We start from the raw sequence: 15,456 nt of genomic DNA, 5'->3' as shown, positions 1-15,456 counted from the left end.
GTGGCCTATGTTTTTTATTGGTTTAAAACTTCAATTGCTTTTTCAATCCAACCTGACATGTAATTAGTTAAGTCTTTCTTTGTCTCAACATAATTAATATCGGCCTGAACTGGAACGTTTTCAGAATTTAACTCATAAGCAGAGTCAATTCCTAAGAGATTACCAAATTGGTGACCTTCAACACCGTATCCAAATAGCATATTTGGGATCTGTGTTGAAAACACGTTATAGCGGTCCTTAAATTGCGTGTTATACACGTCATTTGAGCGGTATCCTGCACCAGTACCGTTTGCATGAGTACCTATTAATTTCGCTCTTTTTGAGCCTTGCAGTAGAATACTTGTAATATCACACGCTGAAATACAATTTGGTGAAACTAGAGCAACGATCTTTCCATCATATCCACCTACTTGTGGGTCAGCTGTAATATCAATATTCTGAGTTGCACGAGAAAGCATTCTTCCTTCACTTGCAGCTTCAAAGAAAGCATCAGATTGCATTGTCCAATCACTTCCATCAATGTCTTTAAAGATTTCTTCAACACCGTAGTACTCAATTAGTTGTCTCATATAACGAGTAACTGCTGAGGCCCAAGTAGCATTTGGGTATGTTTTATCTGCTTCTGTTAGCATAGAAAGAAGTTGAGCAGGGTAGCCACCATTACCACCACCATTATTTCTAATATCTAAAATAAGATCTAAGTTTTGTGCTTTAAAGAATTTAATATTTTTTCTAAGTGCTTCGATAAAAGAAAGCTGCTCACCTTTAAAGTATACTGTTGATACTGAAAAAGAGTTTACCTGCATATAAGCATATGCTTTTGCATCTTTAAGAATTAGAGCAGAGTGAACGATAGGGCTTCCACCACCATTTGCTGATGTCCAGTTTTCTAATTCAATAGCACCTTTTGGAAGGCCTTCTGGTAAAGTATCTACTTTTAGACTTGTGTCTTTTACAAAAGTTCTCTGTTGATTATCCCATTTAAAACGAAGCTCTTTTAACTTTAAGAAACCTTTTTGATCAAGGTAGAATGAAATATCTTTCTTTCTTACGATACTAGTATCACCAGAGTAGTATAGAGGTAGGCGAACCTTGTGAGTCTCTTGTGTTTTTGCACTTCTAAATTCAATGTCAAAATATGGCCTTGTTGGAAATAGAAAGTAGCGCTCAATTAACATTGCAGCAGCTCTTGATCTTGCAAAGGCAGGACTTGATGCGTCAATGTAAGGCATAAGTGCATCAATTGCATCACTTACTTTTACACCGTCAACACTGATTAGCTCATCACCTAATTCGATCTTATTAATGTAGTAGTTTTGTGTTTCAATAACTGATTTTTCAATAACCTTACCGTATTTTGAGGCAATGATTACTTTTCCGCTAGCTTCAACTAACTTTGTATTAAAACCTGATACAATCCATGGAGCTGCAATATGAGTACTTAGTCCAAAGTGTGTATCTTGAAAGTTAGCAATTAACTTTCTTGCACGATCGTAGAACTCCATATTACTTCTTGCTTGTGAAACAGCATCATCAACGTCAGCAATTGTTTGCTCAGCTTCAATTGCTTCTTTAAATATCTTATCTCCGTCAACACCGATGCGCTTCTTCTTCACTTCCCACAGGGCGTATTCAGCTTTTGTTTGCTTGTATAGATCTGTAATAATCTCAACTCGATCGATTTGATCGATGTACCAGAAATTCTTGCCAGAAAAAGCAGATTTATTAATTTGCATTCCATAGCTTGAAACGGCCATGAAACTTAATAGTAGTAGGGACATTATTGTCTTCATTGGGCTCCTTTTGTGAATGGAGAAAAATAGCAATGAGGCCTGCGCAAGTCATGGTACTTGGCATTAATTATTGAAATTATTCACACTTGTACAAATTCGAAAGGTAGCACTATGACACTAATAATTATTGCAAATAATATTTTTTTGACGGAAATGGCCAAAAATGTTGTTAGAAATTGAATAAGATTTCTCATGGCCCTTTCTAAGCGCGCAATTTTATAGGTATTATTAGTGCGCAGGATGAAATTGGGGAAATTTTAATAATCTTTTGAGATTTTACTGATGCTTAAGCTTATTCCTAAGATGTCCCCATCAACTCTAACAGGAGAGAGTAATGATTAGACAATTAGCTGTTTTGCCAGGTGTTATTGTTGGAACGGGGCGCCGAGTTAAGCGTATTTATCGCTCGGAACTAAGATGCATTAACGAACTTGATGAATTACAAGAGTTTCAACAACTCGCTTACCAAAGAATTGGTGTTAAATTTCCTTTAGATTTTCTTGCTAGAAATAAGACATTTGCTCTGTTTAATAAACACGGGCTAATGTGTGGTGGTTTTACTTTCGCACTAGGTAGTGATTCTCGTGTCGTAAAAAGTTTACCTGATGATGCCCTAGCAAAATTAAAAAAAGATGTTCCAGATTTTGAAAATGATTTATTCGAAGCCACAGCACTTTGGATGTCACGCTATCAACGTTGTCGACTGCTAGGAGTTTACTTCTGGCTTATGATGTATATTGAAGCATCACGCATGGGACGTAACTTTTATATTTATGCATACTCAAGTGCCAAGCCAAAACTTGGTGAGATCTATAATACAATACGCCCGTTTAGACTTTATAAAGGCTATACTAAAATGCTACCTGGTATGAGTGAGCCTGATGATGAAGTTATTGAGTATGGAACAATGATGAATGTCCATTTATCATTTGGTCGCATCGTAATGTTCCTTTTAAAGAGACTACTAAAAGCTCGCTCAATTAAAAAAGTTAAATCTTATAGCTAGTCTGGCTAGCAAGGAGCGTTTGTATGTTGACCTTGGAAGAGGTCGTTGCCCCTTACTCACATATTAGGCTGGCGACTAAAGAAGATAACGAAGGGATCTTAAACTTTTATAAAGATATTCATATGGAAACTGGTGATGAAGCATTGTCATTTGATCGTGGCAGTGACTTCTTCAAGTTTTACGAAAGAAAAGGAAACCATTTCTGGACCTTCTTATTTCTAAATGAAGACTTAAGTATTTGTGGTGTTGGTACAATTGTAAGACACTTACGATTTATCGATGGTGACTATCGACCTGTTGCATATTTTTGTGATTTAAGAGTTTCTCCTCAAGGAGGAAGAAGAGCAAAGGTACAGTGGCGTAAATGTTTTGCTGATGTCATTGCTGCTCTTCCTAAATTGGCCGAAGATCTTCGATGTGAAATGGCCTACACCGCGATCTTATCGGATAATGAAAAGGCCATAGCTTCCTTAACAAAGGGAGGGCGAGGTTATAACTACCGCTATATCAATAATTATCACGTCTATTCTGTTGTGATTCCTGCAGTCTTTAATCCAACGTTTTTTGATGTAAGAGAAATCCCTTTTTCTGATTTTTCAACTTTCTATACACAAGAGGCCCATGAGTTAGACCTTATGGAGGAGCTCGATGATCAAGAAGGTAATGCCTATTACGGTGTATTTGATGGCAGTGATTTAGTCTCAATCTTTATGATTGCCAATCGCGATCTTGGACGATCTTACAAGCTATATAACTTAAAGTTTGCAAAGAAGTTTTTAACTAATATTGTTGAAATGATGGGAAGGCCCAAAGTTGATAATGGTATTTTAAAAACCTTAGAGGTTCAATACCTCTGTTTTAAGTCTGCTATGAGTAACGATACAAAAAAAGATATCATATCAGCTATGATTAAATATTTAAAAGATTCACATCTGTTGAGTCATTATCATATCTGTAACTTATATACGGGACAGGATGAGATTCACTTCTCGCCACTAATTGACGGCGTTGTTGTGGAAAGCACAGGACATATGTTTGAAATTCACAGTGATGAGAATCAGGGCCTATGGCCTAAGAGATCTTTTCGTTTTGAAGGAAGTCTGCTGTGATATGGCCTTTTAATATTATTTCTAAACGTTACTTTGGCCGTGACTGGGTAGGTGTTTGGTATGAATTATTAAAAGAAAGGGGAGAGAACGATCAATGTGTGATTGGCCGTGCTAAGTGGCATGACGGTAACCTTCTTTCACCAGAGTACTTTGAATACTCTCATTCTCTGATGGATGGAAGTGCCTCAATTCCTTATTATTTAACTCAGCTTGGAGCAAAGAGAACTCCAGTCTATTCTAATTATCATAAGAAAATATCTTTTTGGAAACATCTGATGCTTGCTTTAAAAGCAAAGGATATTTCACCTGCAAGTGCTCCTGATTGGAAGGAGAAAAATGATAATAGACCTAAAGATAATTATGAATTTGAGGTAGGCGTTCTTAACCATGAGGAAACTAAGGCCTTTAATGATTTCTTAAAGGAGAAGAAACTTTCGCAAAATGTTGTTCTTCTAGAATTAATTAATCACCACGTTTTTTCTCTCATAAAAGATGATGCACAAGAGTTAAGATACTCATGGCTTCTGCCAATTAATATTAGAGGGATTGTAAATAAGAAGAGTCCTTACGAGAATCATACTTCTTTTGTTCAACTACGCTTAAATGCGAACTCTGATTATAACGAAATTAGAAATGGCTTTTCGCAAAAAGTAAAAACTTTAAATCACATTGGCCTATGGTGGGTTCATCATATTGGTGTTTTATTTGGCCGTAATTACATGGCAAAACTTTCACGAAACTCAGCGACTAAAAATTTCTGGCTAGGAACATTCTCTAATATTGGCGCCTGGGATGTTAGTGATGAAAGTTATAAATCTCTTGGTCAAGATGAAGTGTGGTTTGCAACGACTCCTGGATCTAAAAATTTTCCAGTAGGAATTGTTGCAATGGAGTTTAATGGCCAATTAAGTCTCAGCTTAAAAATTCATCCTTATATAGCAAAAGATAATAGAGGAGCGGCCAAGGCACTCCTCGCTAAGATTATTGCTGATATTAAATTTAATTACAGTTAAGAACTTGAACAGCTGGTGTTGAGCCTTGTAGCTCAGCTGCCACGTTGGCCGGTAGACAATACACGTGTGCATTCCACTTTAGACCTTCTAGGAAATAATCCACTCGACCTAATTCATTATCATTGTCAGTGTTTTGCATGAATCGCTTAACGTTACCAACACCAGCGGCATCTGCATCTGCCAGTGTCTCTTCTGGAAGTCCATACTGTCCATGAGCAAGACCAAAACCAACATAACCATCAGCACACATGCTCTGCTGACATGCAACGATTGCTAACTTTTCACGATCTTTCATATGTCCTGTTAGTGGTTCAAAATCTGAATCCGGTAGATTTTGAAGCTCACTTGATACAAAACGATTTGTATATGCTGATACGTTCGAATAATTTTTAAGTTGACACTTGTTATTTTGCGGATTGATATAACCTGTACAACATAGATTAGCATCATCACCGGCCTGCATCTGTGTTCCCGCTGGCATACAACAAGCAAACTCATCACTTTCAAATACTGGCTTAAATTCGTTAGCTTTTGATAGTGGCTCGTAGTCAAGAGTATCTGCAATCATATAACCGTCAACACCATATTCAGGAGCTGCTGTATCATCACGGTAAATAGGTTTACTACATTTGTTATCACTCATATCAACTACACCTGAGATATGATCTTTAATAACAATATTTGGAATACCTGTTAGTTCAAAATATCCAAGCCACTTTGTGATATCTTCACCGATTGCGTCTGGAATATCTACTAAAGAACAACTTGATGTATTTTGCGCTTGAGTTGCACTACAGTTTTGCTTTGACTGATCAGCGTAGTTGTAACATTTGAAATCTTCAAGTGAGTCCTGGCCGTGTGCTTGCATTTTATTTGGTCCCCACTCATGGCCACCACCATTAACTTCTTTATTGAAACTACGAACCCAGTTTTCGCTACAGCACATTTTCTTTCCATATGTTGAAAGTGCTTTAAATTGTGAGTAGGCACTAGCTTCTGGAATTCCTGCATCCTTTGTGGCCATCGTCATTGTGTTTAGCCCGTCTGTTTCTCTCTCATATTCTGTTAGAACATTTCCTGAGAAGCGTGTTGAAGTTTTTGCTCCAATTTCTGCCCCAGGTACTCTTGTAAGATCAACACCATCACTATTTGTGATTGTTGAATCATTTGAAATTGGTCTTCCAAAGATATCAAGAGTAGGGACTTTAAATGTATTTCCCATTTGAGTACAGCAACGATTATTTCTTATGTCATAGTCATCATCACCAACACGTGCTGGTTGTGAACATACTTGTTCTGTTTGCCAGAAAGAAAGTTCATACTGACTTGTGGCCGTGATTAGATCATCGATTGATACACCTTTTGTATTATCTGTTACAAATTTAGAAGCTGAACAATCTAAATCTGTAAAACAAGTTGAACCTGGTGCTCTTAGACATGCATTAACAGGTAGTGCCTGTGAGTCAACATATGGTGCATCTTCATCTTCAAGATCTTTCAGTAAATTATTATTTGTCAGTCCATTAAAAATCTCTAAGAAGTAAGTACTTAGGTTTTGAGAACGAGAAAGAAGTTGTAAGTCAGATGTTCTTGTATTCACATTATTAATGCGGTCAAAGGCAACATAGTCTCCTGTCGTATCGAAAGTTGGACAGCTTAGGTAAGTATTAAGATTCACATTATTTTGTAGATCTGTAACAGTGTTCCCCATATTCCCAATAAAGTCTGGTACTAGAACTGATTCGCGATCCATTGAAACGACAACATCTTCTAGATTTGCATCACGTCCAGGAAGGCATAGTCCCTGAACATTATTAAGAAGTAGATTCTTCTTTGCATTAGAATTAGGTGCTTCATTACCAATATAGTTAAATGGACGGCCAAGTGCTGGTGCTTCAAGACCTACTGTTGAAACAAGATCTTCATCTGAATCAACTTGACCATTTTGAAATGCTAGGGAAGTTGCCTTACGAGAAAGACGATTGTTGAACTTTTCATTATTGGCACCTTCTAGTGGCTGACAATGATTGTTGAATGAACAACCGTGAAGTCTCTTCGAACCGACTGTCGTGTAAGATTGAGACGAGTTGTTCACATTATTATATTCTGGTAGACAAGCTGCTCCACGTCCTCTGTATACACATCTTTTAACTCCACCTGAGAATGTCCCACTTAAAGATAGTAGACGATCAATATCACTTTCTTGTGGGATTTCATTTCCGTTAACGTCAAAATTTGGAAAAGGTGACGATAGAGTTGATATATTTTCACAAGCGTAATCCCAACCTAGAGCTGAGACACATTCATTATCTGTGTTACAGGCATGAACCTGCTGGCAAGTTGCACCATCTGTTGCATAGTCAGTAGTTGGAATATTTGAACTACCATTAATAACAGAATCCTGTACTGTTACAGAGTAGCTGTTTTCAACAGTTTGATCTGCAAACTTAGCATTAATTGCTAAGAATAGTTTATTACTTGTGGCCTTAATTCTTCTTTTTGAACCAACTGCGAACCACTTGACTCCATCAAATGATCCAATAACAGATCCGTAGTTGAATCCATACCAGTCGCGGTCATAGCCATTAGCAACCATAAAGTGCTGTGCCTTCATGCGATTTAATCTTTGATCTTGCTGATCTTCATATGGCTGATGAGTCCAAGCAAGCATTGTTGCTGGTACAAAACAGGCACGTCCAAATAAAAAGTCATCAGAGCGATATTTTGTTGTTTTTGTACGCGATGATGTTGTTAGGTCCGGTTGATATCCTGCTGGGCCATTTATAAATTCATTTGAAAGATACTTTAAACTTGAAGCGTAGTAATCATTTCCACATGATGAACAACTAGAGTAGTTTCCACCTGAAACGAAGATATCATAAGTTATACCTTCATTTACTTGGATTTCTTTTGCTGCTTTGGCAGCTGTACTTGTCAGATCAAAGCTTCCATAAATCTCACTAAAACCAACGTAATCCGTTAGATTGTTTGGCTTTGACTTATCACCGTTAGCATAGGCAAATGCTGTTCCTTCTTGAGCAAGGTTTGGTTCAAGAATAACATCAGTAAGCGTTAGGTCTTTTTTAGAAACACCATTGCTGTCAAAATACCTTTGCGGGGCCGTCTTTGCAGAGAGATAGAATGATTGTTGTAAAGGAGCTTGTGGTTGATTTGAAACTAGGTAACATTGGTAGTTTACAACCACGTCATTTGTATCTCTTACTTCTTCTAGTGCACATTGAGAAAGTGAACATTTACAGTATGTCGCAATCTCTTGTTGAGCAGCTTCTTTTGAAGTTAGAATGGTAGGATAAGTGCTAAGGTCTACATAAAATGTAATCTTAACAGTCTGTGAGTCCTGAACAATATAATTGTCTCCAAAGACAACTTCATTGATTGATCCAATTGAAAGTGTCCATGAAGAATTCTGTGTTCTTGTGACTTCATCAACTTGAACAACTAGCTTATTTCCTAAATTTGCATAATAAGGAATTTGGAATCGTTGTGTACCAGGGTAGTGGTCTGTTGCCATCCCTTCATTTTGTCCCTGCTTATATACTTTATAACATTGTGCTTGGAAGTTATTGATTCGTTTACATGAAACATCAGTATAGGCATCAATCTCTAAGTTCTTGTACTTATTCGTCTCACTATATGGAGTTGTAATTTTAAGTTTTGTTGTATCTGTTAAGTTGTCATTCTCTCCTGATATTGTCACTGTTCCAGGAACAATAGCAGCACCTTCTTTATAGATGATTCCATTTTGATAACGTACTTCATGAACAGAGTTTGCAAAAGGCTTTGTTCCTTTATAGGTAGAAGCAAAATTTGTATCATCAATATTTGTCTCGTAGTTTTCTTCTAGATCAGTACGAGCACCTTCATAAATTGTTGTACAGATACCTCGCTCACCATCAAATGGAGTGGTACATTGAAAAAGTTGCTTTAGGCGATTAAAGCGAATGGCCGCTTCTTCATCTGGTGTATAATCCTCATCTGGGTCAGTTCCAGGTACAGAACCTGTCGTACAGATATTATAGTAATTTGGATAGTTATAGATAGCAGATGGGTTAAGATCAATCTCATTTAAAACAGTACTTGGAATATTCTGTGTTTTTTCCGATAAATCCTGAACACATTGTCCATTAAGACAACAGTAGTCACTACCATTTCCACTACATTGTGAATCTTGTGAACACAAATTTCCTGTGTCAGGTGTTCCTATATAAGTGAAGAATAGTTTGAAAGAAATATTATTTCCAAGGGCCGTTGTAAGGTCATCCCCTGAACTTGTGGTTAATAGAAGTGAACTTGACGTTGTTGTTATATTTGAACAAGTTGGACAAATTTCATCAATATCGTATTTTACTTTCGTTGAATTTAGGGCCTTACCTACAATAAATGACTGAACATCAATATTGTCACAATAGCTCTGAGTAATAGACTTATCAATTGAGCGATAAGTAAATCTTAAGAAGTATTCTTTTGAATTCTCTGAAACATTAATTGTGTATTGTGGAAAACCAACTGCCACTAGTGGTGTACCACTCTCAATACCTGGGAAGTTAACGACAGCACAGTAAGTCTTATTAAGATTTACTTTCACATAATTATGAATTCCACGGCCCCTTAATGTCAGCTTATCATCAAAGTAATTATCCAATTCAAATACGCCATCATAGACATTACCTGCATATTGAATATAGGCCCTTGAATCAGCGAACGTTGGATCGTTGATCTCTGTTTCCACACCATCGTTTTCACTGCTAGATGTAGAGCGATTATTAGCTGCCTGAGGTACGCATGAACTTGCCATCATAAGCATTAGCGTAAACATCAGAATGAATTTAAACTGTTCCGTGTATTTCTTCATTTACTATCCCAAATAGTTATCGTCTCAATCACGTAACTACTTAAGATTAATATAAAGTAAGGTTAAAATATGCCGCAGTAAAATCATAATAAAATGAGTTATTAGGAGGTTAGAGCTGAAAATCTCTAAAATCCATCTGAGCATTTGACTCAGATACTTGGCAATGGCCAAAATTATTTATGTTGGCCACAATACTTGTCACTTTTGGTGTTCATCTTGCAAGTTGGTTTTTGGCCCCAAAAATGCTCATAGACTAAGCTAAGTTCGTGTAAATATTTAAGATAGACAGAAATTTAAACGGCTTAGAGGCCATTCTCTTTAATAAACTTTAGAAATCGCTATTCTAATAGCTGTTCGAGGGTAGGATTATGAAAAGAGAAGAAAGAAAAGACGACGGGTCAATCTGGAGTTCATACTCAGATATGTTTACAACCGTTGCGGTTGTATTCCTAGTTATGTTCGTTTTCGCCATGATTAAAGTTGGTGTTAAATCTTTGCAGCAAGCGCAGGAAAAGAAGAAACACGAAGAACAACTTGAAGGAATGGTTTCCAAAGAGCAAAAAATCAAAGAAATGAAGGCCAAGAATGAGATTGAGCAATCAATCACTGAGGTTACTGATTATAAGAACGTGATCAATCAAAAAATGGTCGAGCTTTCTAAGTTTGTTGAGAAACTAGAAAAGAATAAAAAGATCATGGAAGAAATGGTTGAGAACCAAACAAAGAAAGAGTCAATTGTTGAAAAAGTTGGACAACAACTTGATAAAGAAAAGTATAAGTCAAAAAAGATCTCTCGTGAAAATACTGAATTAAAGAAAGAAATTAACGAAAAAGCAAAAGAAATGAAGAAGCGTCTTGAAGAAATTCGTAAGAATCAAGATGATCTACGTTCTAAAGAGGCCCAACTTGATAAGCTATCAAAAATGATGGAGCGTCAAAAGAAGGAAGAAAAAGAGCTTGAGAAGAAAATTCAGCAAATCGTTAAAGAGATGAAGCAGAAGTCTCAAGAGAATGAAAAGCTTTCTAAGAATCTTGAGCAAACAAAAGAGAAGATTAAAGAGCAAGAAGAAGAGCAAAAGAGAATTAAAACTGTTTTAGAGTTCAAAGAAAAATCATTAGTTGATCTTGAAGAACAAATTAAAGAACGTGACTCGATGCTTGCAAAAGCAAAAGATAAGAATAATATTCTTTACTCAAAAGTTGGTGAGTTAGATAAGAAAAAGAAACAAGTTGAAGAGCAGAAGAAGAAAATCGAAGAAACTCTTTCAAGTGTAGAGCAAGTTAAAACTCAACAAGAAAAGAAACTTAAAGAGCTTGAACAAGAAATTACTAAGCAAACTGAAGATATTAAGAAGATTACTCAAGTTAAGTCAAAGCTTGAAACAAAGCTAGAAGTTGAACAAAAGAAAGTTCAGGAGCAACAAGCTGAAAACAAACTTGTTAATAATGAGATTGTAAAAGTAAGATCAAAACTAGCAAATACTCTTCAAAAAGTAACAGAAGATACAAAGAAAATTCAAGAGCTTCAACAAGTTAAGCGCAAAAATGAAGAAGCAATTGCTAAGGCCAATCGTGAGATTGAAGGGCGTATTATTGCCCAAGAAAAGCTAGAGAAAGAAATTGTTGAACAGAAAAAGCAACAGCAACAAGAAGTTCAAAAGCTTAATCAAGATCACACGCTTAAGGTTGATAACCTAAATAAGAAGTATGCAAATATCATCTCAACAAAAGAGCATGAAATTAAAACTCTTAATGCTGATCACCAGAATAAGGTTGCGGACTTAACAAAGTCTTATGAGCAACAAAAACAGCAACAAAAAGCAGGTTATGAGAAACAAGTTGCTGATATGAATAGAAAGTTTCAATCAGAACTTGATACAAAGGATAAGCAACTTGCGGGTCAGAAAAAAGACTCTCAAGAGACGATTGCTCGTCTAAACTCGGATCATCAGAAAAAAGTTGCTGACCTTACAAAGACTTATGAAAAGCAGCAGCAAAACACTAAAATGGGTTATGAAACTCAGATTGCTAATCTTAATAAGAAATATCAAGGTGAACTTGATGTTAAGGAAAAACAATTAGCAGGTCAAAAGAAAGAGTCGCAAGAGACGATTGCAAAGCTAAATTCTGATCATGCAAAGACTGTTAATGACTTAACTAAATCTTATGAAAAGAAGCAACAAGATACGCAAATGGGTTATGAAACTCAAATTGCAAATCTTAATAAGAAACATCAATCAGAGCTTACATCTAAACAACAACAGTTAGATGGTCAGATTAAACAATCAAAAGATACGATTGCTAAGCTTAATTCTGATCACGCTAAAAAAGTAGATACGATTACTAAGTCGTATGAAAAGAAGCAACAAGATACAAAAATGGGTTACGAAACCCAGATCGCTAACCTAAATAAGAAATACCAATCAGAGCTTACTTCTAAAGATCAACAATTAGCAGGACAAAAGAAACAGTCGCAAGAGACAATTGCAAAGCTTAATGCAGATCACGCAAAGAAAGTTACAGATATAACGAAAGCTTATGAGAAGAAAGAACAAGATACGAAAATGGGTTATGAGACTCAAATCGCAAATCTTAATAAGAAGTACCAATCAGAGCTTGATACTAAAGAAGCTCAACTTGCTGGTACAATCAAGAAATCACAAGAGACAATTGCGAAGCTTAACTCGGATCATGCTAAGAAGGTTGATGACTTAACAAAGTCTCACCAGAAGCAACAACAAGACACAAAAATGGGTTATGAGTCTCAGATTGCAAATCTTAATAAAAAGCATCAGTCAGAACTTGATACTAAAGAAGCTCAACTTGCTGGAACAATCAAGAAGTCACAAGAGACAATTGCAAAGCTTAACTCAGATCATGCTAAGAAAATTACTGATCTAGAGAAAATGCATAAGAAATCTGAAGCCAAACAAAAAGCTGGATATGAGTCTAAAATTGCTGATTTAAACAAGAAGTTCCAATCGGAGCTGGAGTCAAAAGAAAAGCAATTAGCAGGTGTTAAAAAAGATGCGCAGTCACAGATTGCAAAGCTTAACGCTGATCACAAACGTGAACTTACTGATCTTACAAAACAATTTGAAAAAAGTAAGTCAGATCAGAAGCTTGCATATGACAATCAAATTAAAGATCTAAAAGGTAAGCATGCGCAAGCGATGGATTCACTTACAGCACAAAAAGATTCTCAAATCAAAAAACTTAATGCTGATGTTGCCGCTCGTGATGGAAAAATCGCAGGTCTTAACGATGATGTTAATGGACTTAAATCAAACCTTGCTCGTTCTCAGCAGAACAATCAAGGATTAAAAGGTGATATCAAAAACCTTCAATCAAAACTTGCACAAGGGGACGCTAAGAATAAGGGGCTTGCTGGTGAAGTTGATCGTCTTAAGGCGATGGTTGGTAAACTTGAAGGTGATAATAAATCTCTTATGGCACAAAATGGTGGACTTAAAGATGCTCTAGGGCAGGCCGAGGGTCAACTTAAGGGAATGTCTGAAGAGAATGGTGGACTTAAGAAAGCACTAGGACAAGCTCAAGGTAAACTTGCTGGTATGGCAGAAGAAAACGGAGGGCTTAAGAAAGCTCTTGGTGAGGCCAAAGGTAAGATGAAAGGAATGGGCGAACAAATTGGTGGCCTTAAGAAAGCACTTGGCCAAGCTGAAGGTAAGCTTGCTGGTATGTCTGAGGAAAATGGAGGGCTTAAGAAAGCTCTAGGTCAGGCAAAAGGTAAGATGAAAGGTATGGGTGAAGAAATCGGTGGACTTAAGAAGGCCCTTGGACAAGCTCAAGGTAAGCTTGCTGGTATGGGTAAGGAAATCGGTGGTCTTAAAGAAGCACTTGGACAGGCCAAAGGTAAGATGGCCGGTATGGGTAAAGAGATCGGTGGACTTAAAGACGCTCTTGGAAAAGCTAAGGGTGAGCTTGCTGGTCTTGGTAAAGAAAACGGTGGTTTAAAAGAGGCCCTAGGTCAAGCTAAAGGTAAGATGGCCGGTATGGGTAAAGAGATCGGTGGACTTAAAGAAGCTCTTGGAAAAGCTAAGGGTGAGCTTGCTGGTCTTGGTAAAGAAAATGGTGGCCTAAAAGAAGCTCTTGGCCAGGCACAAGGAAAACTTGCTGGTATGGGTAAAGAGATCGGTGGACTTAAAGACGCTCTTGGAAAAGCTAAGGGTGAGCTTGCTGGTCTTGGAAAAGAGAACGGTGGCCTAAAAGAAGCTCTTGGCCAGGCACAAGGAAAACTTGCTGGTATGGGGAAAGAGATCGGTGGACTTAAAGAAGCTCTTGGAAAAGCTAAGGGAGAACTTGCTGGTCTTGGTAAAGAGAACGGTGGACTTAAAGACGCTCTTGGAAAAGCCAAGGGTGAACTTGCTGGTCTTGGAAAAGAGAACGGTGGTCTAAAAGAAGCTCTTGGTCAGGCACAAGGAAAACTTGCTGGTATGGGTAAAGAGATCGGTGGTCTAAAAGACGCTCTTGGAAAAGCTAAGGGTGAGCTTGCTGGTCTTGGAAAAGAGAACGGTGGCCTAAAAGAAGCTCTTGGTAAGGCCCAAGGTAAACTTGCAGGTCTTGGAAAAGAGAACGGTGGACTTAAAGAGGCCCTTGGTAAAGCAAAAGGTGAGCTTGCTGGACTTAATAACGAAAATAAAGACTTAAAAGGGAAGGTTGCAGGACTTGGAAAAGAAGTTAGTGATCTACAAAATGCCCTTGCTAATAAGAATGATGAAAATGGAAATCTTGGCCGTAAAATCGCATCTCTTGGTGAAGACCTAAATGCTTGTGAGACTGGTTCAAGTGCGCTTAATAAGAAGGTTACTGAACTTGGTAACGGGCTTGATGGTGCTAACAAGAAACTTAACTCATGTCTTGCTGAAGTTAACGATAAGAAAGACTTCATGAAACAAGTTAAGAAAATTGCGAAGAAAGTTGAAGATCAGAAGAAGAATCTACGTGCAAATATTGCGAGAAACCTAGCTGATAAATTTAGAAATAATAATATTGATGCAGCGGTTGATCCTAAAACTGGTAACGTAACACTTCTAATGGATAAGAACCTACTATTTGAAACTGGTTCTTCAAGACTGAGTGTTCATGCGAAGAAGAAGCTAAAAGATCTAATCCCACTGTACTCAGAAGTTTTATTTGCTGATGATACAGTTAGAGAGCAGCTTGATAGTTTCAACGTAGAAGGTCACGCTTCACCACTATTTGCTGGTAAGGCACTAGATCCTATGATGGCAGAAGCTTATTCGTATAACTATAACTTAAACCTGTCGTCACGACGTGCACTAGCAATTTCTAACTATATCTATAGTGATGGAATGAGCTATCCATATAAGTTCTATATGAGAAATGTGACGAAGTCGATTGGTTATGGTTTCTCAAGACCAGTTCTATTAGATACGGTTATTGAGAGACAACGTGAGTCGATTGCAGCTGAACTTATTGAGCCAAAAGGTTTCATCGTCGAAGAGAGAAAACCTGCAAGCTACGCAGTTCCACTTGCAAACGAAGACATGAAGTGTGGTGACTATAGTTGTAAACAGTCACAACGTGTTGAGCTGAGCTTTACACTTAAAGATGATCCAAAAGCGATGGAGAGGTTATTACAATTGTCTCCAGAACTAAAATAGAATACCAATAGTCGAGG

General features: G+C 37.3%; 6 protein-coding genes. 4 read left to right on the top strand and 2 right to left on the bottom strand.

Annotated elements, in window-relative coordinates; translation table 11 throughout:
• Positions 1 to 14 precede the first annotated feature (14 nt).
• Positions 15 to 1,793, bottom strand: coding sequence for a S41 family peptidase (locus ACMAYL_RS02775; RefSeq protein WP_392991674.1), 1,779 nt, complete (start codon positions 1,791 to 1,793; stop codon positions 15 to 17).
• A 334-nt stretch (positions 1,794 to 2,127) separates the two neighbouring features.
• On the opposite strand from ACMAYL_RS02775, the gene ACMAYL_RS02770 reads away from it, so the two are divergent.
• From ACMAYL_RS02770 to ACMAYL_RS02760, 3 genes are read left to right on the top strand one after another with little or no spacing between them, the layout of a single operon-like run.
• Positions 2,128 to 2,799 carry a hypothetical protein gene (locus ACMAYL_RS02770; RefSeq protein ID WP_103217454.1) on the top strand — a complete coding sequence of 224 codons (672 nt, stop codon included), beginning with the start codon at positions 2,128 to 2,130 and terminating at the stop codon, positions 2,797 to 2,799.
• Positions 2,800 to 2,822: 23 nt separating this feature from the next.
• A complete protein-coding gene (locus ACMAYL_RS02765; protein ID WP_103217453.1) occupies positions 2,823 to 3,908 on the top strand; it encodes a hypothetical protein in 1,086 nt (361 codons plus the stop codon).
• On the top strand, positions 3,905 to 4,921 hold the full coding sequence (locus tag ACMAYL_RS02760; protein WP_412470709.1) for a hypothetical protein: 1,017 nt from the start codon (positions 3,905 to 3,907) through the stop codon (positions 4,919 to 4,921). Before ACMAYL_RS02765 ends, ACMAYL_RS02760 begins: the two co-directional genes overlap by 4 nt.
• On the opposite strand, the gene ACMAYL_RS02755 is transcribed toward ACMAYL_RS02760, so the two are convergent.
• Entirely contained in the window at positions 4,908 to 9,794 is a 4,887-nt protein-coding gene (locus tag ACMAYL_RS02755; RefSeq protein ID WP_412470708.1) for a hypothetical protein, read from the bottom strand. The genes ACMAYL_RS02760 and ACMAYL_RS02755 overlap by 14 nt on opposite strands.
• A gap of 368 nt (positions 9,795 to 10,162) precedes the next feature.
• On the opposite strand from ACMAYL_RS02755, the gene ACMAYL_RS02750 reads away from it, so the two are divergent.
• Positions 10,163 to 15,439, top strand: a complete 5,277-nt coding sequence (locus ACMAYL_RS02750; protein WP_412470707.1) for a hypothetical protein — start codon at positions 10,163 to 10,165, stop codon at positions 15,437 to 15,439.
• The last annotated feature ends 17 nt before the right edge of the window (positions 15,440 to 15,456 follow it).

The sequence above is a fragment of the Halobacteriovorax sp. RT-2-4 genome (assembly GCF_047085445.1).
In the GTDB taxonomy this organism is placed as follows: Bacteria; Bdellovibrionota; Bacteriovoracia; order Bacteriovoracales; family Bacteriovoracaceae; genus Halobacteriovorax_A.
Note: the sequence above shows the minus strand (reverse complement) of the source record. Positions and strands in the feature narration are given on the sequence as shown.

What these genes read in the sequence shown, in the direction of transcription:
- ACMAYL_RS02775 (WP_392991674.1), bottom strand. Translation starts at nt 1,793, where the DNA reads ATGAAGACAATAATGTCCCTACTACTATTAAGTTTCATGGCCGTTTCA.
- ACMAYL_RS02770 (WP_103217454.1), top strand. Translation starts at nt 2,128, where the DNA reads ATGATTAGACAATTAGCTGTTTTGCCAGGTGTTATTGTTGGAACGGGG.
- ACMAYL_RS02765 (WP_103217453.1), top strand. Translation starts at nt 2,823, where the DNA reads ATGTTGACCTTGGAAGAGGTCGTTGCCCCTTACTCACATATTAGGCTG.
- ACMAYL_RS02755 (WP_412470708.1), bottom strand. Translation starts at nt 9,794, where the DNA reads ATGAAGAAATACACGGAACAGTTTAAATTCATTCTGATGTTTACGCTA.
- ACMAYL_RS02750 (WP_412470707.1), top strand. Translation starts at nt 10,163, where the DNA reads ATGAAAAGAGAAGAAAGAAAAGACGACGGGTCAATCTGGAGTTCATAC.